Genomic DNA, 25,733 nt, shown 5'->3' with positions numbered 1-25,733 from the left:
TATAATTCCTGACAAAACACATTTGTTAATCAGAACAACATAAAAGATTTTCTATGCTCTAATGCTTAATTAATAAACCAGGATGTTTAAACCTAACCCAACACGATACATTTCCCATCAACTATTGTCATTTGGGTATTCCCATGATTAAAAGGACGACAATCTTCATCTTATTATGTACTGCATTTCAGGGGAGCGCATCGCCTGATACGCCTAATCCCGCTTTTCCTACAGATGAAGCAAGAAGAACCTTACAAGATAGTTCTCGAGAAATAGACCAATTAATTGAAGAACGCCGTCATCAGGGATTGATTAATCGCACCGATAACGTTTCACCACAAACTGTCTCACCCGTCGTAGTGGAAGCACCGCCATGTTTGGCGGTTAATGGGGTTTATCTTCAAGGCATTACCTTACTCTCTCTGGGGGATCTGAATACCCTCAGTGCCCTGCCCGATAGCTGTATCACCCGCAATGACATCAACACGCTGTCAGCGGAAATCACCAACCTTTATATTGCTAAAGGTTACATTACGGCGCGGGTACAGTTTATTCCCCCCAACGCAAATGGCGAGCTAGGGATCAATGTTGTTGAAGGTTTTGTCGAGGCGATAGAAGGTGCTGACCGTTGGGTCAATAGCCAAACACTCTTCCCACGTTTGGTAAATAAACCACTCAACCTGAATCAACTTGATCAAGGGCTGGATCAGGCAAATCGTTTGCAGTCAAACAAAACCACTCTCGATATTCTACCGGGTACAGTTAATGGGGGTTCTGTCGTCAGGCTACATAATCGGCACGCTTCTCCGTGGAGAATAACCACTACAACCGATAATTATGGACAGAAAAGCACAGGAAAATGGATCACGCGACTCAATGCCAGTGTTGATAGCCCATTAGGGTTATCTGACTTTGTTAGCCTCAGCGGCGCCAGTACCATAGATAAACCCGATACCCAATATAATCGCGCCTATACTCTGCTCTATTCACTCCCCTATGGAGCCGTAACATTGAGTGGATTCAACAGTTATTCCCAATACACCAGTCATCCTCGTTTAAAGATACATTCGACTAAATTGTACGGGAATTCAACGCAAACGGGCATTCGTGCCGATTGGGTTTTTCATCGTAACCAGTCGCAGATTAGTACATTAAACACCCAGTTAGTTTATAAGAATTACACCAACCATTTCCAAGAAGCCAGGCTCACCGTCAGTAGCCAGACATTGAGTGTCCTCGAACTGGGTATTCACCATTTACAAATTATCCCTTCAGGCCTGCTCTCTCTCAATATGAGTATTGAGCGGGGAATGCCGTGGTTTGGTGCCCAAACCACGACAGCCAACCTGAATAAGCAGTTTACCAAAGGTAAATTATCGGCAAATTTACAACAGCGTTTCACACTCCTGGATGTGCCTTACCAATTCAGCAGCCAATTTTATGCTCAATACAGCAAAGATGGGCTACCCGGTGTTGAGTGGCTCAATGTGACCGACCGGAATGCGGTGCGAGGATTCAGCAAAAATGTGTCATCGGCTGATAATGGCTGGTATTTAAGAAATACATTTTCTCACTCAATCCCCATTGCCAAAGGCTCACTTTTGTTGCGTACCGGCGTGGATATCGGCCAGGTTAAAGGCTATCGCAGCCAGGACAGCTGGAAAAGCAGTGCCGGATTAAGTGCAGGTTTGACACTACGCTATCAGCAACTGTTTGCGGATGTTGAGTTCAGCCGAGGCAAATTGCTTTCTCACCAAAATAGGCACACGGATGAACCTATGCAGCTGTTAACCCGCTTCTCTTACTCTTTTTAATTTTTTGAACCATTTGATTTTTTTAACCGCAGCCCGTTGTGGGAATGATCAGAACCATGATCCCCAGAGCGCTGCACATGGCAATAAAAAGAAGCAAATAAGGAAATTATATGAAAAGTAAAAAATTTAAACTGTCTCCCACGGGCAAGCTTGCCGCCTCTATGGCAATTATTCTGGCAACCTGTTCAGTCAGTTTTGCCCATGATATTACGCCCGGTGGCGATGCCGCCCACAGCCCGGATGTTATGCAAGCTGATACCGGGGCAACCGTGGTCAATATCGTTGCGCCTTCCGAATCAGGGTTATCACATAACCAATACCAGGATTTTAACGTCAATCAAACGGGGGCGGTGTTCAATAACTCTCTGGAGGATGGAACATCACAATTGGCAGGGGAATTATCTGCCAACAGTAACCTTAATGGACAAGTTGCCAGTGTGATCTTAAATGAGGTTATTAGCCGTAACCCTTCATTCTTGCTCGGCGAACAGGAAATATTTGGTATCGCCGCCGATTATGTCCTGGCAAACCCTAACGGTATCACTTGTGACGGCTGTGGTTTTATCAATACCAATCAGGCATCACTGGTTGTCGGTAATCCACTGGTGGAAAGTGGGATCTTGCAGGGCTTCAACACCTTTGATAACCAAAACGCCCTGAATATCAGAACCAATGGGTTATCCCATCATGACGTGCTGAATCTGATTGCCCCCAAAATTGACATCAATGGTCAGGTGATCACCACAAAAAGTCTCAATATTACAACGGGGAATAACAAGATTTCGGCCGATGGTCGCATCCTGGATACCCAGCAAGCCAATATCAATGCACTTGACAGCTATTATTTGGGCAGTATGCGGGCAGGACGCATTCGTCTGCTGAATACCGCAGAAGGAAGCGGCGTCAATTTAAAGGGTCAGGTAACCGCCAATGATGGGATTGAAGTTGAATCCTACGGTGATGTGAAGTTGGAAGCGGCGGAGCTAAAAGGCGGGGATATCACCTTGAGCGGCAAAAATGTGCTGTCCCAGGGTCGCCTGAATCAATTTTCATCAGACAAAACAGGCAGCAACAATCACGATAGCACTTTTAGTGGCATTTATACCGAACAAAAACAAATCAGTGAATCTGTTGCCCGTACCCAACTGGCAGGCAAGAACATCACGCTGGTGGCCAGACAAAACAATCACGTGATGGCAACCGATATTGAAGGGGATAATATCAAACTGACTGGTGCCAACCTGAAACTGGATGGGCAACAGCTTCACCAACTTGACCGTAACACGAACAATCAACGGGAGTGGGGCTGGCAGTACGATGTCACCAATGAAAGTGAAAAATATCAGCACGAAGGCAATACCGTTAACGCGCGTGAAAATATCCAGTTGACCGCCAGTGAAGGCGATGCCGAAGTTCTTGGCAGTAAGATCAAAGCGGGCAACCAGTTGTCCGTATCCGCCCAGAAAAATGTGAAGCTGGCGGGTTTAGTGGAATCAGAAATGACCTTAGAGAAGGGATACAAAAAGAACCATCGGGCATCATTGCAAACGGGTAATTGGAATGAGGTCAATTCCACCCAAAGAAGCACCGGCAATGAATTAAGCGCAGGCGGAGACTTAGGGATTAAGGCGAAAGGCAATGTTGACATTATCGGAACCCAGATTAACTCAGGCAAAAACCTGCTTATTTCTGCGGATCAGCAAACTCACATTACTGTCCAATCCCTCGTTGATGATCAGATCCTTGCCAAGGATAAAACCTATTGGGGCGGGATTGCCGGTGGCAGCAAAAAAGATAACCGCGATAAATCAGAAACCCATCATATTTCCGAAGTGACGGCTGACGGGCACTTGCTGCTGACAGGTACAAAGGGTGTCACCATTACGGGCAGTAATGTCAAAGCGCAAAAAGGCGCTTATGTTCAAGCCAATGAAGGGCCGTTAATTATCGATAATGCGGTCAGCTATATTTCTCAAGAGGTGGATGAAAGAAAGGGAACAATCTTCAACATCACCAAAAATACGAATCAGGAACACAACAAACAGCAAAAATCTTCCGGCAGTCAATTGATTTCCGATGTCGATCTGAAATTACTCAGTAATAAAGACATCAATGTCATTGGCAGTCTGGCAAAAAGTGCCGGCAAACTGCAACTGAATACGTCAGGTAATATCAATATCCTGAATTATAGTGAGAACAATCAATATCAACAGGAAAAAACCCACCTTGACTGGCAGTACTACGCCAAGGAGATGAAAGATAACCAATATCGTGCGGGTGTGGGTTTTGAACACACTACCGATAAACAGAAAAATGAAAGTACAACTCAACGCCCATCAGAACTGAATGGTGGCAGCCTTAGCGTAAATGCGAGCAACAATGTCACTGTAACTGGCTCTAAATTGGTCACAACCCACGGTGATGCGAAAATTAGCGGCAATAACATTGCGTTGCTGGCTGGCGAAAACAGCACATCAACCTCAGCCTCACAAGAAAAACTGAGCAGCAGTGTATTTGTCACTGGCGGTATGGACAAACTCGGTAGTGGTGTTGAAGGAACTTACAACAGCAACGGAAAATCTGACAACCGGACAACGGCAGAAGTCACCAAAACCCAGGTAACGGGTAACCTTGAGCTGAATGCGATGGGTGAGTTGAAGCAACAGGGCACGGATCATCAAGTACAAGGTTCTTATCAGGCGAATGCCGGCAGCATTAAAAATGTGGCAACGGCCAATACCGCATCCAGCTCAACCCATCAATTACAGGCAAGCGGCGAGATTAGCGGGACTGCCGATTACAGTGCAACCACTCGGCCTGTAGAAAAAACAGCCAGGGCGGCCGCAGATAAGAAACTGGATGCTTCGATCACGAAAACGGGTTTGCCTAATGCCGGTATTGAACTGACCATGAATGGCAACAGTCGTTACACCAATAACCATCAGTCCAATGCGGTAGTCACGACTATCAAGGCGGATGATGTCAACGTCACAACGAACGGTGATATCTATGACCAGGGTACGCAATACCAGGCCAATAAAGGGGGTGTCTCGCTGACGGCCGGCAGCCATACCAGTGAAGCCGCAACCAACAGTCAACGCTCCCATACCGCTGACACAACTGGCAATGCCAGCCTGCGTGTCTACACCACAACCGGTGCAGATATCTCCGTCAATGGCAAAGGCAGTGGCAGTTATCAGGAAACATCGAACAGCACTACCCGTGCAGTAACCAGCGGCATCAACACCCAAAATGGCGTTAATGTTCAGGTGACCAGAGATGCACGCTACCAGGGCACGTCAATCAATGCCGGTGAAGGTTCAGCCAATGTTAAAGCGGGTGGCAATATTCAGTTCAATCAGGCCACCAACCGTAATGAGAAACAAGGTCATGGTTACAATGGGGAAATTTCCCTGACCGTGGGAACCAACCCGGATGGCAAGAATTTCAGTGGTAGCCTCGGTGGCGGTTATAACACCGCCAATCAGAATAACACTACCGCCCAAACCAGCAATATCACGGGTGGACAAGGGGTAAATCTGAATGCAGGCAATAATCTGACATTACAAGGTGCCAACGTTTCCGCCAAACAGGTAGATTTAACCGCACAGCGTGGGAAAATCGAACTGATCTCGGCTCAGGATACGGCGAGCGCCGAGGGTTGGCATGTCGGTGCTAAAGCTAAAGGCGGCATGTCTTCTACCGCCCGCAAAGAAGGAGGTGATGGCGCAGCAGGCCATGCTTCAACAACAAACGATCCGGCCAACAGAATTTTCGACAATAAATATAATATGGGTGGTGAACTGAAATTGGGTGTCAATAACCTGACGCAAACCACACACCATAACGCACAGGTTTCCGGCGGCAATGTTAACCTGACCAGTGCGGGTGATACCTCACTTAAAGGGGCGAATGTGGATGCTGATCAGGTAACGGGCAACGTCGGTGGCAATTTCAATGTCGAAAGCCGCAAAGACAGCATCCATAGCCTGAATGTGGGTCTGGATGCGGGCGTGGGTTATAGCAAAACCGTCAAAGGGGATGCCGCTTCTAAACAGGCTGTTCCTACCACAGACGCCTTGTCAGAAAACATAACAAAGACCGTAACTGAAACTGCGGCTACCGGTGACGCTAAAACCGGGGATAAAGCCCCAAGTTTGACAGATCAATTGAAAGCCACATTCAAGGGCTTCAATGGCAAACTCAAAGGCAACTACGATTCTCTCGATCGGGAAACTGTAGGTAAGCAAACAGCATTGACCGGTACTCAAGGGGTTAATCTGGATGTCTCTGGAACAACCTCTTTAATGGGCAGCAAAATTGACAGTGCACAAGGTGCTGTCTCGCTGAACACGCCACAAATTAATCAACAATCTGTCGCCGGATACGATAAGGGCAAAAACTTAGGTATTAATGTACCTGATTCCCTCACCAGTCTGGCAACCTCTGCACAAAAAGATATTTTCTCCGGTAAAGTGCCTTTTGTGAAAAATGAGGGCCACGATACTGAACTGCCCACTATCCACAGTGAAGTTAAGGGTCGTCAGTTAGATTAATCATGATGACTAACGATTGATCCTCTTGTGCGGTAGCCAATATACGGCTACCGTATTTCTTCATATTCCCCAACCTGTTGCCTTTTCCATTTTGCCTGTTACTCTTTTTTTGCAGACATATTTTTTCGTCAGGGGATGTAATGCCAGATAACCATGAAAACAGGGAGCAACGCCATACAGGGAAGCGTTTCACACCGTTAGAGAAAGGGCTATATGGCAGTAAAAAAGCACTTTCCGTAACCATCCGTATTGGCAATGTCATCCGCCGTATTCCTTTTATCGCCCACTTTATTAGGGCGGCACAACGTTTTAACGACCGCATGGGTAGCCAATTCGGGGCTGCCATCACCTATTTTTCGTTTCTATCCTTAATCCCAATTCTGATGCTCTCTTTTGCCGTCGCAGGTTTTGTGCTGGCTTCCAACCCTGACTTGCTGACACGTTTGATTAATGGCATCGCCAATAGCATCAGTGATCCCGCGCTCGCCAACACCCTGAAAAACAGCGTAGACACGGCGATTAACCAAAGAACAACGGTGGGATTGACGGGTTTGGCGATTGCACTTTATTCAGGGATGAACTGGGTTGGTAATTTACGTGAGGCAATACTCGCCCAATCCAGAGATGTCTGGGAACGTCATCATGAAGATAAAGAGAAAATTTACTTTCAATATATCCGCGACTTTTTCTCTTTATTCGGTCTGCTGTTTGCATTGGTTATCACCCTTTCGCTGACTTCCATAGCAGGCTCTGCCCAGGCGACTATCGTCCACGCCCTCGGACTGGAAGGCATCGAATGGCTCCGGCCAGCATGGACATCAATTGGCATGACCATTTCCATTTCAGCCAATTATTTATTATTCCTGTGGATATTGTGGATCTTGCCGCGTCATCGCCCTGAAAGAACAGCGCTGTTTAAAGGCACCCTAATGGCCGCCATTGGATTTGAAGTGATTAAATATATTATGACTATGATGCTGCCACGCCTTGCCAGCTCCCCTTCGGGTGCCGCTTTTGGTTCGGTGATTGGCTTAATGGCATTCTTCTATTTTTTCGCTCGTCTGACACTGTTTTGTGCCGCCTGGATCGCCACAGCGGAAGAGAAGAAAGCCAAGTAAACATCCACATATCAGGTAAGACTGTTTTTGGGCTGTACCCACGTGTCTATAACAACCTCAAAAAGGAGTTATTTTTATGCCATTTGTGAACATCAAAATTACCCGTGAAGGCGTCACCACTGAACAGAAAAAACAACTGATTGAAGGAGCCACCCAATTGCTGGTGGATGTACTTGGGAAAAATCCGGCAACAACCGTTGTGATCATCGATGAAGTAGAAACAGATAACTGGGGCATTGGGGGTAAAAACGTCACGGAGTTACGGGCTGCCGCGAAGAAATAAGTTAATGGTTTCAGAAACCATTAATTATTTAAATCAGGGCGGTTTAAACCGCCCTGTTATTCGACGCAGTAGCCTTATTCTTTTCCCATCAACGGATCGCTGATACTGTGCTCACCGTTTTCCAGTCTGCCAGCCAGGCGGCGGTGCCATCCTTTCGGCCCCACCAGTGAAATATCGTACCAGCCACCACTGATGCGGGTGTCAAAAACCTGGCTGTGACAGCTTCCCGCTGGCATGTTAATGCACCACGGTCCCTGCAATGTATAAGGACAGCGGTTTATGATGATCTCCACCGTTTTGTCACCCGGATTGTTCAGTTCCAGTTGCAGGCAAGTATCATTCATGATTTGACTCACTTCTGGCTCCCGCTGTGTCAGTGAACCGCTCAATGCACGGTGAAAACCATTGGGTCCTAATAACCAGAGATCATAGTTATCTGCCGTCTGCCAGTCATCACTGAGCGACTTTCCCGCCTCAACGGTGTAACGCCGCGGGATCTCATCCAGATGTAGTTTATCGTAAACATGGAATACCACACCCTGTTCACCCATGTTGTAAAAGCTCAGTGTCAGTAAACCCTTGTCAGGGTAAGCCGAGGCTTCAACATTAAGTCGGTAAGGTAAGGCGCGGGAAGGACGAGCCAGCCGCCATTGATACGGCAAGTGCTGGTTTTCAACCTCCGGTAACGGCACAGGCGATAACGCTTCCTGATCCCAACGCAGGTTGTCTGCTATCTGTCGTGTAATGGCAGGCAAGCAGGGTACTTCATTGTTGGGATTAACAAAGTTGAACGCGGAAGTGAGGTCACCGCACACTGCACGCCGCCAGGCACTGATATTCGGCTCACGTACCCGAAAGCGTTTTTCCAAAAACTGTAGGACTGAGGTGTGGTCGAATACCTGTGAGTTAACCCAACCACCACGACTCCAGGGTGACAGGATCAGCATCGGTACTCTCGGCCCGGGACCATAAATGCGCCCGTCTGGTGGTGGCTGCTGCGATCCCTCTGGGGCTACGTGTTGGAAGATCTCAGTGTCGAAGGGTAGCGTGGATTTGCCGGCGAAACTACCATCTTCCCGTAGCGACGGTGCGGAGGGTGAAGGCATGTGGTCAAAAAAACCATCATTCTCATCGAAATTCACCAGCAATACCGTTTTGCTCCACACCTGTGGGTCATCTGTCAGCGCATTGATGATTTCCTGAACGAACCAGCCACCCTGCACAGGGCAGGACGGCCCTGGATGCTCACTATAGGCCTGCGGTGCGACGATCCAGCTTACCTGCGGCAATCGGCCCTTCTTCACCTCGGCGCGAAATCCAGCCAGTATCGTCTCCAAATCATCACCACTGGCAGCCGGCAGAGTATTACCATTGCCCTTGTACAGTGGAACTCTCTCGTTCAGTTCATCACTGTAAGGTACAAAGTCGTGGAAACCTTCCGGTGGCTGTGCCGGATTACCCGCCTCGACACTGGCAGCACGGTACTGGCGGAAACCGGCCAGCGGGTTATCACCGAAGTTGTCCGGCAGGTATTGATAAATTTTCCAGCTAATGCCGCTCTCCTCCAATCTTTCTGGATAGGTTTTCCACGTATACCCTTCTTCTGGCGGGCCAGGCGCGTCCCACTCATTGATCACTGTGGCGACGTTAGCCGCACTAGGACCGTTGGTGCCGGTCCAGAGGAACAGACGATTGGGATCAGTGCCGGCATGGATCGAACAGTGGTATGCGTCACACAAGGTGAAGGCGTTGGCCAAAGCAAACTGGTATGGCAATTCAGCCTGACGGTAATAGCCCATTGAGTTTGCCGTCTTATAGGTTGGCCAGGCACTCATACGGCCATTGTCCCAGGCGGAGTGTTCATCATCCCAGGAATGAGGCGTCCCCTCAACTCTCTGTGCATTGCCACATCGACTGTCCAGATAATATGGCAAGATCAGCCGCCCATTCCCCTGCTGTTGCCAGATATTGCGGCCACCGGGGAGTGGAATGGTGATACGGTCACTGAAGCCACGTACACCAGACAAGGTGCCAAAATAATGGTCGAAGGCACGGTTTTCCTGCATCAGGATCACGACATGCTCCACGTCGTCAATAGTACCGGTACGGTTGTTGGCTGGTATGACCAGCGCCTTGAGAATCGAGTCAGGCAGCAATGAACACGCTGATCCGGCGGCGGCAGCTTTTAATCTTTCTCTGTGTGAAAAGTTTGGCATAATTCATTCCTGAGATGTCTATTGGAAAGAGCCTCGAGAGTAATAGCCAAATATTGCAGGAAAATGAAGCCAAGGAAATCGAACTAGTCGGATATATACGCGAATATCTCAAAGCTCTGAGTGAAAATCGGGTTACGGCAGCAAGGCATCAGTAAAAAATATCCGTAACAAGATGAAATTCCAAACCTTATCAGTAGATAAACTGATATTAATATAATAGTTTCTATTAGAAACTATTAATCATGATAGCGCTGTTCACATTTAGACTCAACACCAGTTTGCTCTTTTATTAGTCACTATCTATTTCCCCTCCTTCACCCTTTCAGGCTCTTTCGGTTTCTCCGGCAATGGACCGGGGCGCATAATCTGATTAAAGCTATTTTTAATCTGATTCACATCCATCGTCGCTTCACCTTTTGGTTGCACCAGAATAAAAGAGATTTCCTGGGACAGCATCTCTTTCAGCCTCTTATTCAAAATTTGGGGTGTCAGAGAGGATAAAAACGCCTGCCTTAACCGCTGGAATTGTTCAGGGGCGATATCTATCACATTATTTTGCTGTGACAACAGACGTTGATTAATCAAAACATCGGTATCAGTGCGGGCATACATGGCAAATAACTGCTGGAGCTGACTTTTTTTCTGCGCGTAAAGCTCATCAAATTGTTCCTGTGGCAAGCCATGTTCCCGCAATGTTGATAGCTGGGAAGCCAGATAAAGCGTGGATTTCATCAGCTTGTCCGCAGAAGAATCCAGATTTAGTGAGCAGTTTGCCCGCTGGTATAGCACCCGGCAATCCAAGCCTAATTTCATGTCATCCTGCTTATCCTTAAGCCCCGATTGCAGGTAACGGTAAAGCGCTTCACGCGTCAGGTCATTTAACCAGTACTGAATCAGGGTTTCCGAATTGTTAATCGGCAACCAGTTCAGGTTCCAGATTAACGATAAGCGATCTTGTTCGGCCTTATCACTCACTATGCCAATCGTTGCTGCTCTCAGTGGCAGCAAGGTAGAAACAGGAACCGGTGTCTGCCGTTTCCCCGCCAATGAGGCAAAGATCCGGTTAATCCGCTCTGACAGTAATCGGTTGTCAACATGCCCTGCGATATACAGCGTTATCGCATCCGGCGTGTACCATTGATGATAAAAATTTTCGACTTTTTTTACATCGACAGGCACTGATATGGACATACCGGGATCATGGTCGATAAGTGTCGAACCTTGCAGACGCATACGCCACACAGGATCCTGAATATCAGATGGGAACGTCGTCACAAGATGTTCATCCCCTTTTATGGCCTGTGCCAGTGTCTCCGGTGTAAATACCGCACCACCAGCAATATCGGATAACCATATCAATGCATCCTGCAATAGATCGGGACGATTATTTGGCAGGCTCAGACTGTAAAGGGTGAAATCATAGGAAACAATGGCAGGCGGAAAGAGATTTTTAGTGTCTATCGCATTGTGCCATAGGTTTTCCAGTTTCTGCGATGATAAATCTTTGCTGCTGGATAAGACGATTTTCGGAATCAGGGAGGTATAGCCCCGTTGTTGGGTTTTTTCAGACAGTGAGCCAGTCTTTACCAATAACCGCAACTGTACTCTGTCATTAGGCCGCTGTGGTGTTTGCAGGATTTGCCAGCTAAATCCATTTTCAAGTTTGCCTTGTTGCCAGGCTGGATCTGGTTGCAAGGTCTCAGCCTGTGCCAAACAAGTTGTAACCAGAATCGCACCACCAATAAGATATCCGATTTTATTGCTCAGCATGTTCACTTACCCCTACCTGTTTAATTTTATCCTGCGATAGCCTAAGACAATCATTCATCCCTGAATATTATCATCAAGGATTAGACTGTTATTCATCTTGTCAGGTTTCATTTTGATGGCGTTTTCTGCTTATTAACCTGACGATTATAGCCTTTCACCAACAACCCCAGCTCATCATCCTGATGGTTTTTCGGGCAAGGCATAGGCTCTGGTGCCTGTTCTTCATTCAGTTCCCGCGCAACATCACGCAACGGATGGATGACAATGCGATTTACGCACCAGCTTATCGACACCGTAAGAATAAGTGCGAGTAATAAATAAGTGGTCAACATTAATGCAAGTGTATTCAAGGCAAAACGATACACTCGATTGGAATCAACCTGTAAAATAAGGTGCCCCTGTGATTGCGCTATTTTTGGCGAAACACCATAAACATAGAGAGGAATATTAACCTCAACGGGAATGCCAAAAACCTGCTTTGCCAGTTCAGGTATGGGACGATGAGTGGCAAAATCCAGGCTCATTACCCGAACGTTATCAGGTAACAGTACATCGGCCCGACCCAGAATGCCTGAGGTCTTTAATCCAATCAACAGCGTTTTCGCTTTATTGAGATCTGAACTCAACAAGGCTTCTGCCAAAGGAGTCTGGATCTGTACGGCCGCATTGTTAAGCTGACTGATATAGTCATCTTTCCGCTGCTGTAACAGATGAGACAACTGGATGGTGATGAAAATAGCAATGGTAACCAAAGTGACTCCTGTCACAGCGGCCATCTGTTTAATAGTTAACGAACGTTTGACACGCAATTTCATCTTATCCAAACCAACACTGAGATAATAATAGTGAAAACACTGACCAGCACATCTTAACAATGTGAGTGAGTATACTTGATCTTACTTGTGGTCGTCTTATTTTGATGAATACAACAGAGAAATGACCGGGATATAACGGTATCACTCAATAAAGCGCATAAAGTGATTGTATAAGTTTCTACTACTACTACTTCTACTTCTTCTACTACAACCTACCACAATGCTTATACGTTATACCACGGTCAGATATGATCAGGTGGATGGGTTTTCATCCTGTTCGACCGCGAAACACGCGATCAGTTGTCCGCCATATTGCTTTAACTTCGGCTGGAATTGGGTACATGGGTTAAATGCACGACGACAACGGGCAGCAAAAGCACACCCCGTCGGCGGATTCATCGGGCTTGGCAGTTCTCCTGTCAGCTTAATGCGTTCACGGCGCAGCTCAGGATTCAGACGAGGCGTCGCCGACAACAACGCCTGTGTATAAGGATGACGAGGCGTGTTGAAAATCATTTCCTTACTCCCTTTTTCAACACAGCGTCCCAAATACATCACCATCACTTCATCAGCAATATGTTCGACGACTGAAAGATCATGGGATATAAAGACGTAAGACAATCCCAACTCCTGTTGCAAATCCATCATCAGGTTCAGAACCTGCGCCCGCACTGAAACATCCAACGCTGAAACGGGTTCATCTGCAATGACCACATCTGGGTTTAACATTAATCCACGGGCAATGGCGATACGCTGACGCTGCCCTCCAGAAAACATATGGGGATAACGCGCATAATGTTCCGGTTTTAATCCTACTTTCTCCATCATCTGTAAGACTTTTTCCTTACGTTCATGCGCAGTAAGTGAAGTATTAATCAGCAACGGCTCTTCCAAAATCTGCCCTACTTTTTTACGGGGATTTAAGGAAGCATAGGGGTTTTGAAAGACAATCTGGATCTTCTGGCGACGAAGTTTTTCTGCTTCTTTATTTGGCACTAAGAGGTCTTGTCCCAGATAATAAAGTTCCCCCTCAGTCGGTTTTTCAATCATGGTCAACAAGCGGCCCAATGTGGATTTTCCACAGCCCGATTCGCCGACAACCGCCAACGTCTTGCCTTTTTCCAGTTCAAATGAGACACCATCCAACGCCTTGACCATACGCTCAGGCGAAAATAAGCCTGTTTTCACCGGATAATATTTTTTCAATTCAGTGGCTTGCAGTAAAGGTACTGTCGCCTTTTCTTGTTCCCTGTTTTGTTGAATGCTCATACTGTCGGCCTCCCCTCATCATCCAGTGGCATGTGACATTTAACCTGACGCTCTCCTACTGATTTCAGTGGCGGCTCCTCCTGGCGACAATGCGCATTGGCATAAGGACAACGCGGGTTGAGCAGACATCCCATTGGGCGATCATATTTTCCGGGAACAACACCGGACAACGATGCCAAACGGGATTTATCCACTGCAAATTCCGGCAATGCCCGCAATAATGCTTGTGTATAAGGATGGCGTGGCGCACGGAAGATTTCCGTTGCCTTGCCAATTTCTACCACCTGCCCGGCATACATCACAATAATATGGTGGGCGGCTTCCGACACCAGCGCCAAATCATGGGTGATCAAGAGTAATGCCATGTTTTCCCGCTGCTGCAATTCCAGCAACAACTCGATGATTTGTGCCTGAATGGTGACATCCAGTGCCGTCGTCGGCTCATCGGCAATCAAAAGCTTCGGGCGGCACGCGATAGCCATTGCGATCATCACACGCTGGCTCATTCCGCCAGATAATTGATGCGGATAAACATCCAAACGAGAAACCGGATCGGGAATACCCACCAGGTTCAACAAGTCTATTGCCCGCTGATATCGCGTTTTCCGATTGCCGCCCTGATGGACTTTCAAGGCTTCCATTATCTGATAACCGACGGTGTAGCACGGATTCAAACTGGTCATGGGATCCTGGAAAATCATCGCCACTTCCGCCCCTACCAACTGCCGGCGCTCTTTTTCTGAAATTTTAGTCAGGTCACGGCCCGCGAATTCCAGTTTTTCGGCCATGACTTTGCCCGGATAATCAATCAGCCCCATAATCGCCAATGAACTGACCGACTTACCTGAGCCGGATTCTCCAACAATACCGACAACCTCTCCCTGCTCAACACGGTAGCTGATACGGTCAACGGCGCGGAATGGCGCATCTTCATCCCCAAAATGCACAGACAATTGGTCTACATTCAATAATGCCATTTCACAATCCCCCTACTGCTTGAGCTTGGGATCAAGTGCATCGCGCAACCCGTCCCCCATCAGGTTAAATGCCAGTACCGTCAACAGGATAGCCAGCCCCGGAAAGGTCACAACCCACCACGCACTCTGGGTAAATTGCAAAACATCGGCCAACATGGTTCCCCATTCTGGGGTTGGCGGCTGTGCTCCCATTCCCAGAAACCCCAAGGCCGCCATATCAAGAATAGCGTTCGAAAACCCTAATGACGCTTGCACAATCAGCGGTGCAAGGCAGTTTGGCAGGATATTGATGAACATCTGGCGTATGGCTCCCGCACCCGCCACCTGGGAAGCCATCACATAATCGCGGTTAACTTCCACCAGTACCGCCGCTCTTGTTAAGCGGATATAGTGAGGCAGGGCGACAAAAGTGAGTGCCAGGGACGCATTGACAATTGATGGACCAAAGATCGCCACCAGCACCAATGCCAGCAGCAGGCTTGGCAAGGCCAACATAATGTCGACGATACGCATGATCATGGTATCTACCACACCGCCGAAATATCCGGCCAATAATCCCAGAATGATGCCCATGATGAGTGACATCACTACCACCAGACAGCCCACCAATAATGAAAGACGTGCCCCATACATCAGGCGGGACAGAATATCGCGCCCAACATCATCGGTGCCGAGAATAAATTGCCAGCTTCCGCCTTCCTGCCATACCGGAGGCACTAGCAAGGAATCACGAAACTGTTCTGCCGGACCATGCGGCGCTAATATCCCCGCCAATAACGCAACCAGCAGCATCAGGATAATATAGACAAGGCCAATCACTGCGCCTTTGTTACGTTTAAAGTAGTGCCAGAATTCCTGTATCTGCGTCATTAATTTCGGCGCATCTGATACGACAGGCTCGGTTGTTTGAGTCATCATGTGCTCCTATTTCTTATGACGAATGCGCGGATTGACGATGCCGTACAACAAATCAACCACCAGATTGACCAGAATAATCATGGTTGCCACCAACAATACTCCGCCCTGTACCACCGGATAGTCACGACGTTGCAGGGCATCAATCAGCCAGCGCCCTAATCCTGGCCATGAAAAAATGGTTTCGGTCAGAATGGCACCCGCCAACATGATGCCCACTTGCAGGCCAATCACCGTGACGACAGGTAACAACGCATTACGCAGCGCATGGACGATAATGACGCGGAGACGACTCAACCCTTTTGCCCTGGCAGTGCGGATATAATCTTCGCCCAGCACTTCCAGCATGGAAGAGCGCGTCATGCGCACGATGACGGCTAACGGGATCGTTCCCAGCACAATGGCTGGCAGGATCATGTGCATGACAGCATCAGTGAAATCCCCTTCCTCGCCCCAAATCAGCGTATCGATCAACATAAATCCCGTCAGGGGATTGCTGTCATCAAGAAACACACTATCACTGATTCGGCCAGAAACAGGGGTTAAGTTCCAGTGAACGGAAACCAGCATGATCAGCATGATCCCCCACCAGAAAATGGGCATGGAGTAGCCTGTCAATGACAAACCTATCGCGGTGTGATCAAAGACAGAACCCCGTTTGACAGCTGCCAATACCCCGACCGGAATACCGACAGAGATGGCAAATAACATGGCACAGATACCCAATTCGAAAGTCGCTTTAAAACGCGGGACAAACTCATCCCACACCGGAATGCGGCTTTTTAACGAAATCCCCAAATCGCCATGCAATACGCCATTGATGTAATGAAGATATTGCTCCCAGAGAGGCTTATCCAGCCCCATTTCAGCCAGTAATTGGGCATGACGCTCAGCAGAAATACCTCGCTCTCCCGCCATAATCAGCACGGGATCACCCGGTATCATGTGCACAAATGCGAAAGTCAGCAGCGTAATACCAATAAACGTCGGGATCACTAATCCCAGACGTCGGAGGATAAATTGCAGCATATCCTGAGTTCCCTTTTTAAATACCAGTGCGGTTCTTCGGACCGCTTGGTGTCTACAGAGTTGACTTGCCCATCAAAGAAGCGAAACCATCCCCCCAGAAAAATCCGAGGGGATGGTTAATCACAACAGCTCAACCGCAAGAATTATTTGAGATCAACGTTGTAGAAATGATGTTTACTGAAAGGATCGACCACATAACCTTTCACTTCTTTACGAATTGGCTCGTAAACCGTAGAGTGGGCAATAATCAATGCCGGTACTTGTTCGTGCATAACAACCTGCGCTTGTTTGTAAAGTTCAGTACGCTTGTTGATATCAGCAGTTTCACGCGCAGGTTGGATAACATCCTCAAATGGCTTGTAACACCATTTAGAATAGTTGGAGCCTTTTTCTTTGGCGGCACAGCTAAACAAAGTGCCAAAGAAGTTATCAGGGTCACCATTGTCCCCTGTCCATCCCATCATCACGGTCTTCGGTTCACCATCTTTGGCTCGTTTCAGGTATTCCCCCCATTCATAACTGACAATTTTGGCTTTAACGCCAATTTTCGCCCAGTCAGCCTGAATGATTTCCGCCATGCGACGAGCATTCGGGTTATACGGGCGCTGTACCGGCATGGCCCACAAATCAGTTTCAAAACCATTCGGGAAACCCGCTTCTTTCAATAGCGCTTTAGCTTTGGCAGGGTCATACGCATAGTCTTTAATATCATCGTTATAACTCCATATCGTCGGTGGGATTAGATTTTTCGCTTTCTGTCCCGCTCCCTGATAAACCGCATCAATGATGGCATCTTTATTGACCGCCATCGCCAGAGCCTGACGGACTTTTTGATTATCCATCGGCGGCTTAGTGACATTAAAGGAGAGATAACCGACATTCAGCCCCGCCTGTTCTTTCAAAACAATGCCTTTATCTTGTTTCATGCGGGCGATATCAGCCGGATTTGGATATGGCATTACCTGACATTCGTTTTTCTGTAATTTTGCATAACGAATAGACGCATCAGGGGTAATAGAGAAAACTAAACGGTCAATTTTCGCTGGCCCTTTCCAATAATCTTTAAATGCCTTATAGAGGATTCGGGAGTCTTTTTGATATTGCACCAATTGGAATGGGCCTGTACCAATCGGGTTAAGGTCAACCTTTTCAGGTGTTCCAGCCTTCATCATGACATCGGCATACTCTTGAGACAGAATTGAGGCGAAATCCATACCGATATCAGCCAAGAAAGGGGCTTCTGGACGAGATAACACAAAACGAACCGTGTAATCATCGACTTTTTCTACTTTACTGATGATGTTACCCAGATCCATACCAATAAAGTATTCATAACTCCCCCCTGACACTTTATTATATGGATGGTTTTCATCCTTCTGGCGCATGAAAGTAAAAATCACATCATCAGCATTAAAATCACGTGTTGGCTTGAAGTCCTTACTGCTGTGCCACTTCACGCCCTTACGCAAATAGAAAGTATAAGTTTTTCCATCCTCACTCACTTCCCAGCGTTCAGCAAGACCAGGGATGATCTCTGTTGTACCTAACTTAAAATCCACTAAACGGTTATAGAGTTGTACAGAGCTAGCATCATAAGTTGTGCCAGAAGTGAATAGTTGTGGATTGAAACCTTCAGGAGAACCTTCAGAGCAGTACACCAACGTTTTGGCCTGAATACTGGCGGTAACAACCAGTGCGACAAGACCGACACCCAGTTTTAACAAACCAGACGGTTTTTTCTTGGAAATTGTCATTACTTGAACCCCGTTTGTGATGTTTATGATGTTTATGATGTTTAACTTGTTTTATTATTTTTCGCTTATCAATTAATCAATTGTTATGCCTGACGTCAACATCATCAAACACAACACCAGAAACACAAGAAAAACACAAAAGAAAAGAATTATTAACAATCATGGTTAAAAAACATGACGGAAAGCACATGAAATAGACAAATAAACCAAAAATTAAGCGAATGTAAAGAATTAATCTCTGGTGATGATAATTTTGAATTTGCGACCAAATGCTTAAATAATAGGCAATGTAGCTTATAAAAAGGTGGGGATATATGAGATGAAATCTGATCCGATCAGGAGAATTGATTTAAATATAAATAGTTAAAGTAAGGCAGAGAGATGTTCACCTATTACGGATTGCTGAGAAAATAATCTTTGATATTTTGGAATGCGTAAAATACAATTTTTAAACATTTTACTTAAGGGGCATCAAAATGATTTGGTTATTTTTTACGATAATCATTCCATCGATAATTGCATTTTTTGCATTTAGTTATTGTGCCAATGATAATAATCACATTAAGAGCAAAAAAAAGTCAATGTGATTGCATAGTTAACTCATTGTCAGCTTTGGTAATTATTTAAATGTTTCATTTTTGAAGCTGAAGCTAGAGCTAGGTGATTATGAATTTTCTTCCCTAACTAAAAAGCCCCTATCGATTCCAACTTCAAGAGGCGTGTTATATTTCCCCGCTACGCTGAGAAATATAAGGTCTTGCGTTGTCTTGCAGATTACAACTTGAAGTTTATCGAGCATATAAGAAAAAACCCCGCTCATAAGAGCAGGGTTTCTGAATGCTGGTCGGCGAGAGAGGATTCGAACCTCCGACCCACTGGTCCCAAACCAGTTGCGCTACCAAGCTGCGCTACTCGCCGAAAACGAGCCGCATCTTACTGCCAGAGCCACAAACCGTCAATATCTTTTTAAAGATAAGTGGTTAGTTGACCATAAACCATCCAATATGACCGATATAGCCTATGACTGGAGCAGGGAAATATCGGCGACACGCAAGAACAGGTCACGCAATTCACTTAATAGCGTCAAGCGATTGACCCTGACCTGGCTGTCTTCATCCATCACCATCACATTATCGAAGAACGCATCCACCACTTCACGCAGGGAAGCTAATTCAGCCAACGCATCCTGATAGTTGCCTTCGGCAAACAGAGGAGCCAGTTTTTCCTTCAATACCACAAGGTGTGTCGCCAGTTGGATCTCTTCTGCCGCTTTTAACACGGAAGCAAGGACAGTATCATTCAACGGTTCTGCTGATTTCGCCAGAATATTGGAAACGCGTTTGTTGGCTGCCGCCAGCGAAACGGCAGCATCCAGAGTACGGAAATGCGTAACCGCTTTCATTCGGGCATCAAAATCTGCCGGTTGAGTCGGACGACGCGCCAATACCGCCTGAATAATATCAACGCTATACCCCAGCTCTTGATACCAGGCGCGGAAGCGACCGAGCATAAACTCAACTACCTCATCCACCGCTTTTTCGTTGGTCAGCTTGTCGCCATACAGACGTACCGCTTCTTCTGCCAAAGTCTGGAGGTCGAGAGGTAATTTTTTCTCAACGATAATGCGCAGAACACCCAGTGCCGCACGGCGCAAAGCAAACGGGTCTTTATCCCCTTTCGGATGCTGGCCAATCCCGAAGATCCCAGCCAAAGTGTCCATTTTATCGGCAATGGCAACGGCACAGGAGACGCCTGTTGATGGCAGTGCATCACCAGAGAAACGTGGCTGATACTGCTCATTCAGTGCCAGTGCCACATCTTCCGCTTCGCCATCATGACGTGCATAGTGCATCCCCATCACGCCCTGCGTATCGGTGAATTCGAACACCATGTTGGTCATCAGGTCACATTTGGACAATAACCCAGCACGCGTCGCATGATTGACATCTGCACCGATTTTTTCCGCAATCCAGCCAGCCAGAGCCTGAATGCGATCCGTTTTGTCACGCAAAGTGCCCAATTGTTTCTGGAACAGTACGGTTTCCAAACGCGGCAGGTTGTCTTCTAAACGTTGCTTACGGTCAGTCTTGAAGAAGAATTCCGCATCCGCCAGACGTGGGCGAACCACTTTTTCGTTACCGGAAATAATTTGCTGAGGATCAGAAGATTCAATATTGGTGACAAAAATAAAGCTCGCCATCAATTTGCCGGCCTTGTCGTAAACCGGAAAATATTTCTGGTCACCTTTCATGGTATAAACCAGCGCCTCAGCAGGAACTTGCAGGAATTTTTCTTCGAATTTCGCCGTCAGTACAACCGGCCATTCCACCAGCGAAGCCACTTCTTCCAATAAACTGTCGCTCAGATCCGCTACACCACCCAGCTGTATTGCGGCCTGTTCGACATCACGCTTGATCATCGCCTTACGAACTTCATAATCCGCGATAACCCGCCCCCGCTCCTGCAAAATAGCCGGATACTGCTGCGCGTTCCCAATGGTAAATTCCGCTTCACCCATAAAGCGGTGACCACGAATAATGCGATCCGATTGAATACCCAGAATTTCGCCTTCAACCACTGCGCCGCCCAGCAGCATAGTGACCGTATGTACCGGACGAACAAACTGGGTCTGTTTATCGCCCCAACGCATCAGCTTAGGGATCGGCAACTTACTCAGAGAACTGCTCACCATATCCGCCAGCAGCGCTTTTGCTTCGCGGCCTTTAACTTGAGCACGATAAAGCAGCCATTCCCCTTTGTCCGTTACCATGCGTTCAGCCTGATCAACGGTGATACCGCAACCACGCGCCCAACCTTCTGCGGCTTTGGTTGGTTGACCTTCTGCATCGAACGCCTGAGCAATCGCAGGGCCACGCTTTTCAACTTCACGATCAGCCTGTGCTGCCGCCAAATTGGCGACTTTCAGTGCCAAACGGCGAGGAGCCGCAAACCAGCTAACTTCACCATGACCCAGATTGGCGTTATCCAGTTCGGCTTCAAAATTGGCCGCAAAAGATTCAGCCAATGAACGCAGCGCCTTTGGTGGCAGCTCTTCTGTGCCGATTTCCACAAGGAAAGTCTGTTGAATCATGATGGCCTCTTATTTCTTGTTACACATAGGGAAGCCAAGCGCCTCGCGGGAGGCATAATAAGCTTCAGCAACCGCTTTGGTCAGGGTACGGATGCGCAGGATATAGCGCTGACGTTCAGTCACGGAAATCGCTTTGCGGGCATCCAGCAAATTGAAGGTATGGCCCGCTTTTAAAATGCGCTCATACGCCGGCAATGGCAGCGGCGTTTCCAGCGCCAGTAATTCCTGTGCCTCTTTTTCGTATTGCTCAAAGCAGGTAAACAGAAAATCCACATCTGCGTGCTCAAAGTTGTAAGTCGACTGTTCAACCTCATTCTGGTGGTAAATATCGCCATAGGTGGTTTTACCCAACGGGCCATCGCTCCATACCAGATCGTAAACGCTGTCCACGCCTTGAATATACATCGCAAGACGTTCCAATCCGTAAGTAATTTCGCCCGTTACTGGCTTACATTCAAGGCCACCAACTTGCTGAAAGTAGGTAAACTGGGTGACTTCCATACCGTTCAACCAGACTTCCCAACCCAGCCCCCATGCGCCCAGAGTTGGGTTTTCCCAGTTATCTTCAACAAAGCGGATATCGTGAACAGTCGGATCAAGTCCTAACGCTTTCAAGGAACCCAGATAGAGTTCCTGAATGTTCTCTGGAGATGGCTTGATGATAACCTGAAATTGATAGTAGTGCTGGAGGCGGTTTGGGTTTTCGCCATAACGACCGTCCGTTGGACGACGAGAAGGTTGCACATAAGCTGCTGCAATAGGCTCTGGTCCCAAAGCACGCAGACAGGTAATAGGATGAGAGGTTCCTGCGCCGACTTCCATATCCAGTGGTTGGACAATGGTACAGCCTTGACGCGCCCAGTAATCCTGTAATGTCAGGATAAGTCCCTGAAAGGTTTTGGTATCAAACTTTTGCATGTTGACCCCGCACGCGATGCATATGAATTTAAACGAAAGCGGTCAGTATACCCTTTGGACGTAAGATATACAGCACTGATCATCCTCAATTTTATCGCAGTATAAAAAATCTTATTCAGGGCGCTTTACTTGTATATTTATACAGCTAAGATTAGGGTCATTATCAACCACTATTTGAGGTAAGTTCAATTCATGGACAAGGAAATAACGCGCTGTGGTTGGGTAACATCCGCCCCTGATTATCTGGCCTATCACGACAACGAATGGGGAATCCCTTTAAGAGATAGCCAACAACTTTTCGAACTGCTTTGTCTGGAAGGACAACAAGCCGGTTTATCATGGTTTACCATCCTGAAAAAACGGGAAGGCTATCGAAAATGTTTTCATCAGTTTGATCCGGTCAAAATAGCCAAAATGGATGAAACAGACGTTGAGAGACTGATGGAAGAACCGGCTATCGTGCGTAATCGTGGCAAAATCAATGCCATTATTCACAATGCCCGCGCTTATCTGAAAATGGCTGAACAAGGTGAAGACTTCAGCGCTTTTATCTGGCGTTTCGTTGATCACTCTCCACAAATGAATCACTGGCAAAATTTATCAGAAGTTCCTGCCAAAACAGCCAATTCCGATGCACTTGCAAAGGAGTTGAAAAAACGGGGATTTAAATTTGTTGGTAGCACCACCTGCTACGCTTTTATGCAGGCAGCTGGTTTAGTCAATGATCACCTCATAAATTGTTTATGCCGGAAATAAGTGGCTGAGGTGAAAAATTAAAATTAGTGCATAAAAATAAACAAAAATATCACCTTAAAATATAAAACTGGATTAAACGCAATTATCCAGTTTTAAAATTCAAAAAAAAGACAAAACAAACGATACAGAACCGCAGAATATCCGTTTTATCCCATTGCGCCCTGATAGTGAGCAGGGTATGGTGTTTTCTTCTCATACAAAAAAACAGACGCAAACGCCACTATGAAATTTTCGCAATTCGGAAACAAATTTACACAAGATTCAGGAATTACCCGTCTGATGGAGGATCTCAATCAGGGCCTGAGAACACCTGGCGCAATTATGTTAGGCGGCGGCAATCCTGCACATATCCCAGCAATGGATGCCTATTTCCAGCAGATATTGACTGACATGGCGTTAGACGGTCAATTAAGCGAAACACTATGTAACTATGACGGGCCACAAGGGAAAAACACCTTGATAGCAGCATTGGCTCAGGAGCTAAGAGAAAAGCTCGGCTGGGATATCCACCCACAAAATATTGCCCTGACCAATGGCAGCCAAAGTGCCTTTTTCTATCTGTTTAACTTATTGGCCGGCCGCGCTGAAGATGGTTCAATGAAGCGCGTTTTATTTCCTCTTGCGCCAGAATATATTGGCTATTCCGATTCAGGTTTGGATGAAGGGTTATTTGTTGCTAATAAACCGAATATTGAATTGCTACCCAACGGTCAATTCAAATATCACGTTGATTTCGATCACCTGAATATTACCGAAGACATTAACCTGATTTGCGTCTCTCGTCCCACTAATCCAACCGGTAATGTGATCACCGATGAAGAATTACTGCGCCTGGATAGTCTGGCTCAACAGCATCAGATCCCCTTATTGATAGACAATGCCTACGGTGTCCCCTTCCCCGGTATTATCTTCAATGAAGCTACGCCGCTGTGGAATCACAATGTTATTTTGTGCATGAGTCTGTCCAAACTCGGACTACCCGGCTCCCGCTGCGGTATCATTATCGCCGATGAAAAAATCATCAATGCTATCAGTAATATGAATGGCATTATCAGCTTATCCCCTGGAGGGATAGGGCCGGCCATCGCTCTGGAAATGATTAAACGTAACGATCTGTTCCGCCTGTCACAAAATGTTATTCAACCGTTTTACAAACAGCGGGTAGATAGCGTGATTACCATCATTCGTCGCCACATCTCGGAAGATCGCTGCCTTATCCATAAACCGGAAGGGGCCATATTTCTCTGGCTCTGGTTCAAAGACTTACCCATCACGACAGAAGAGCTTTATCAACGGCTGAAGAAACGCAAAGTGCTGATGGTGCCGGGACATTTCTTCTTTCCGGGACTGGAACACGATTGGTCACATGCCCATCAATGTATGCGAATGAACTATGTTCCTGATATTGATAAGATCGAAGAAGGTATTCGTATTCTGTCTGAAGAGATTGAAATAGCACATCAAGCAGCAGGACGCTGAATCTTGCATCGCAATCTGTCCTTAGCAATAAAATAAAAAAAGCTCCCTCATTTTAGGGAGGGAGCAAGATGATAACGAGGACTTTTACCTGCGAACAGGACAGTAGTTATTAGAATCCCAAAAGAATTCTTCACACACAATAGGAAAGGAAAACACTCCTTGTTTTTATACCTTCCCTGAACTGCGTATATTTAACCAAAAAAATATTATTCTAATGAATTGAATAAGCAGGGATTTTTTACTTTAAATTGCCTCTACTATCTCAAATTGAAGCCAAATTAAGATAATTGGGCCGTATTCTGTGATCTAAAGCACATTTAATGAATCAAACAATATACTTAATGCACTAAATCATAAGGCCCAGAAAATAACGGCCAAAATTTGGGGAGACATAATCCTTAAAAACATTGCCAATGGATAAACTGTCGCATATGACAACGCCGCAGCCCCGCTGGTACTATGAATTCCATTCGCAAAAGCCAGAGCGGGAGGATCGGTCATGGCACCAGCCAACACCCCACATAAGCTGAGATAATTCATTTTTATAACAACACGTGCCAGCAGGCTTACAACTAACAGGGGGACTATTGTTATCAATGCACCATAACCAATCCATGCCAGCCCTTCGCCATGCACCAGTGTATTAATAAAATTACCGCCGGATTTCAGCCCTACCACCGCCAGAAACATAACAATCCCCAATTCGCGTAATGCAAGGTTCGCACTAGGAGGCATAAACCAATAAAGTTTACCGATCGTGCCAATCCGTCCCAAAATTAACGCAATAACTAAAGGCCCTCCCGCCAATCCCAAACGTAACGCAGCGGGAAAACCAGGAATAAATAGAGGAATCGAACCTAATAAAATCCCTAACCCTATTCCTATAAATACAGGCAACATTTGTACTTGCTGGAGTTAATGAGATGGTCTTCCCCACCTTGTGAACCATACTCTTTATAGAGTATTTTTTCTG

At 46.7% G+C, this 25,733-nt stretch carries 16 protein-coding genes, 1 tRNA gene and 1 pseudogene; 6 read left to right on the top strand and 12 right to left on the bottom strand.

Translation table 11 applies throughout. The annotated features are described in order from the left end of the window. The first annotated feature begins 143 nt into the window (after positions 1 to 143). From AAY47_RS13000 to AAY47_RS12985, 4 genes are all read left to right on the top strand, one after another. A complete protein-coding gene (locus tag AAY47_RS13000) occupies positions 144 to 1,814 on the top strand; it encodes a ShlB/FhaC/HecB family hemolysin secretion/activation protein (RefSeq protein ID WP_047770549.1) in 1,671 nt (556 codons plus the stop codon). A gap of 110 nt (positions 1,815 to 1,924) precedes the next feature. Next, on the top strand, positions 1,925 to 6,370 hold the full coding sequence (locus tag AAY47_RS12995; RefSeq protein ID WP_047770547.1) for a hemagglutinin repeat-containing protein: 4,446 nt from the start codon (positions 1,925 to 1,927) through the stop codon (positions 6,368 to 6,370). A 140-nt stretch (positions 6,371 to 6,510) separates the two neighbouring features. Further along, positions 6,511 to 7,488, top strand: coding sequence for an inner membrane protein YhjD (gene yhjD / locus AAY47_RS12990; protein ID WP_047770543.1), 978 nt, complete (start codon positions 6,511 to 6,513; stop codon positions 7,486 to 7,488). 76 nt (positions 7,489 to 7,564) lie between these two features. Beyond that, the gene (locus AAY47_RS12985) at positions 7,565 to 7,771 is read left to right on the top strand and encodes a 2-hydroxymuconate tautomerase family protein (RefSeq protein ID WP_047770541.1); all 207 of its coding nucleotides are present in this window, start codon (positions 7,565 to 7,567) and stop codon (positions 7,769 to 7,771) included. A 74-nt stretch (positions 7,772 to 7,845) separates the two neighbouring features. Here the strand turns inward: AAY47_RS12985 and AAY47_RS12980 are convergent, their stop codons facing one another. The 11 genes from AAY47_RS12980 to glyQ form a co-directional block, all read right to left on the bottom strand. Continuing rightward, positions 7,846 to 9,987 (bottom strand): phosphocholine-specific phospholipase C, encoded by a 2,142-nt coding sequence (locus AAY47_RS12980; protein WP_047770539.1) that lies wholly within the window; start codon positions 9,985 to 9,987, stop codon positions 7,846 to 7,848. A gap of 300 nt (positions 9,988 to 10,287) precedes the next feature. Then, the gene (locus AAY47_RS12975; protein WP_047770537.1) at positions 10,288 to 11,757 is read right to left on the bottom strand and encodes an insulinase family protein; all 1,470 of its coding nucleotides are present in this window, start codon (positions 11,755 to 11,757) and stop codon (positions 10,288 to 10,290) included. Positions 11,758 to 11,864: 107 nt separating this feature from the next. Beyond that, positions 11,865 to 12,572 carry a HAMP domain-containing protein gene (locus AAY47_RS12970; protein ID WP_047770535.1) on the bottom strand — a complete coding sequence of 236 codons (708 nt, stop codon included), beginning with the start codon at positions 12,570 to 12,572 and terminating at the stop codon, positions 11,865 to 11,867. Between the two features lie 252 nt (positions 12,573 to 12,824). Beyond that, positions 12,825 to 13,841 carry a dipeptide ABC transporter ATP-binding subunit DppF gene (dppF, locus tag AAY47_RS12965; protein ID WP_047770533.1) on the bottom strand — a complete coding sequence of 339 codons (1,017 nt, stop codon included), beginning with the start codon at positions 13,839 to 13,841 and terminating at the stop codon, positions 12,825 to 12,827. Continuing rightward, positions 13,838 to 14,818 (bottom strand): dipeptide ABC transporter ATP-binding protein, encoded by a 981-nt coding sequence (gene dppD, locus AAY47_RS12960; RefSeq protein WP_047770531.1) that lies wholly within the window; start codon positions 14,816 to 14,818, stop codon positions 13,838 to 13,840. The genes dppF and dppD overlap by 4 nt, the downstream gene beginning before the upstream one ends. 12 nt (positions 14,819 to 14,830) lie before the next feature. Then, positions 14,831 to 15,733 (bottom strand): dipeptide ABC transporter permease DppC, encoded by a 903-nt coding sequence (gene dppC, locus AAY47_RS12955; protein WP_047770528.1) that lies wholly within the window; start codon positions 15,731 to 15,733, stop codon positions 14,831 to 14,833. 9 nt (positions 15,734 to 15,742) lie between these two features. Next, the gene (gene dppB, locus AAY47_RS12950) at positions 15,743 to 16,762 is read right to left on the bottom strand and encodes a dipeptide ABC transporter permease DppB (RefSeq protein WP_047770526.1); all 1,020 of its coding nucleotides are present in this window, start codon (positions 16,760 to 16,762) and stop codon (positions 15,743 to 15,745) included. A gap of 143 nt (positions 16,763 to 16,905) precedes the next feature. Next, positions 16,906 to 18,516 carry a dipeptide ABC transporter periplasmic-binding protein DppA gene (dppA, locus tag AAY47_RS12945; protein WP_047770524.1) on the bottom strand — a complete coding sequence of 537 codons (1,611 nt, stop codon included), beginning with the start codon at positions 18,514 to 18,516 and terminating at the stop codon, positions 16,906 to 16,908. Positions 18,517 to 19,357: 841 nt separating this feature from the next. After that, a tRNA-Pro gene (locus tag AAY47_RS12940) sits at positions 19,358 to 19,434 on the bottom strand. Positions 19,435 to 19,534: 100 nt separating this feature from the next. Further along, positions 19,535 to 21,607 (bottom strand): glycine--tRNA ligase subunit beta, encoded by a 2,073-nt coding sequence (gene glyS / locus AAY47_RS12935; RefSeq protein WP_047770522.1) that lies wholly within the window; start codon positions 21,605 to 21,607, stop codon positions 19,535 to 19,537. A gap of 9 nt (positions 21,608 to 21,616) precedes the next feature. Further along, positions 21,617 to 22,525 carry a glycine--tRNA ligase subunit alpha gene (gene glyQ / locus AAY47_RS12930; protein WP_047770520.1) on the bottom strand — a complete coding sequence of 303 codons (909 nt, stop codon included), beginning with the start codon at positions 22,523 to 22,525 and terminating at the stop codon, positions 21,617 to 21,619. Between the two features lie 192 nt (positions 22,526 to 22,717). Between glyQ and AAY47_RS12925 the strand changes: the two genes are divergently transcribed. Together AAY47_RS12925 and AAY47_RS12920 are read left to right on the top strand one after the other, a co-directional pair. Beyond that, positions 22,718 to 23,281, top strand: a complete 564-nt coding sequence (locus AAY47_RS12925; RefSeq protein ID WP_047770518.1) for a DNA-3-methyladenine glycosylase I — start codon at positions 22,718 to 22,720, stop codon at positions 23,279 to 23,281. 222 nt (positions 23,282 to 23,503) lie between these two features. After that, positions 23,504 to 24,760 carry a valine--pyruvate transaminase gene (locus AAY47_RS12920; RefSeq protein ID WP_047770516.1) on the top strand — a complete coding sequence of 419 codons (1,257 nt, stop codon included), beginning with the start codon at positions 23,504 to 23,506 and terminating at the stop codon, positions 24,758 to 24,760. 351 nt (positions 24,761 to 25,111) lie between these two features. Here the strand turns inward: AAY47_RS12920 and AAY47_RS12915 are convergent. Continuing rightward, positions 25,112 to 25,675, bottom strand: a pseudogene (locus tag AAY47_RS12915) (transporter); the annotation flags it as partial. Positions 25,676 to 25,733: the final 58 nt, after the last annotated feature.

Origin of the sequence: Xenorhabdus griffiniae (assembly GCF_001028135.1) — a bacterium.
GTDB lineage: Bacteria > Pseudomonadota > Gammaproteobacteria > Enterobacterales > Enterobacteriaceae > Xenorhabdus > Xenorhabdus bakwenae.
Note: the sequence above shows the minus strand (reverse complement) of the source record. Positions and strands in the feature narration are given on the sequence as shown.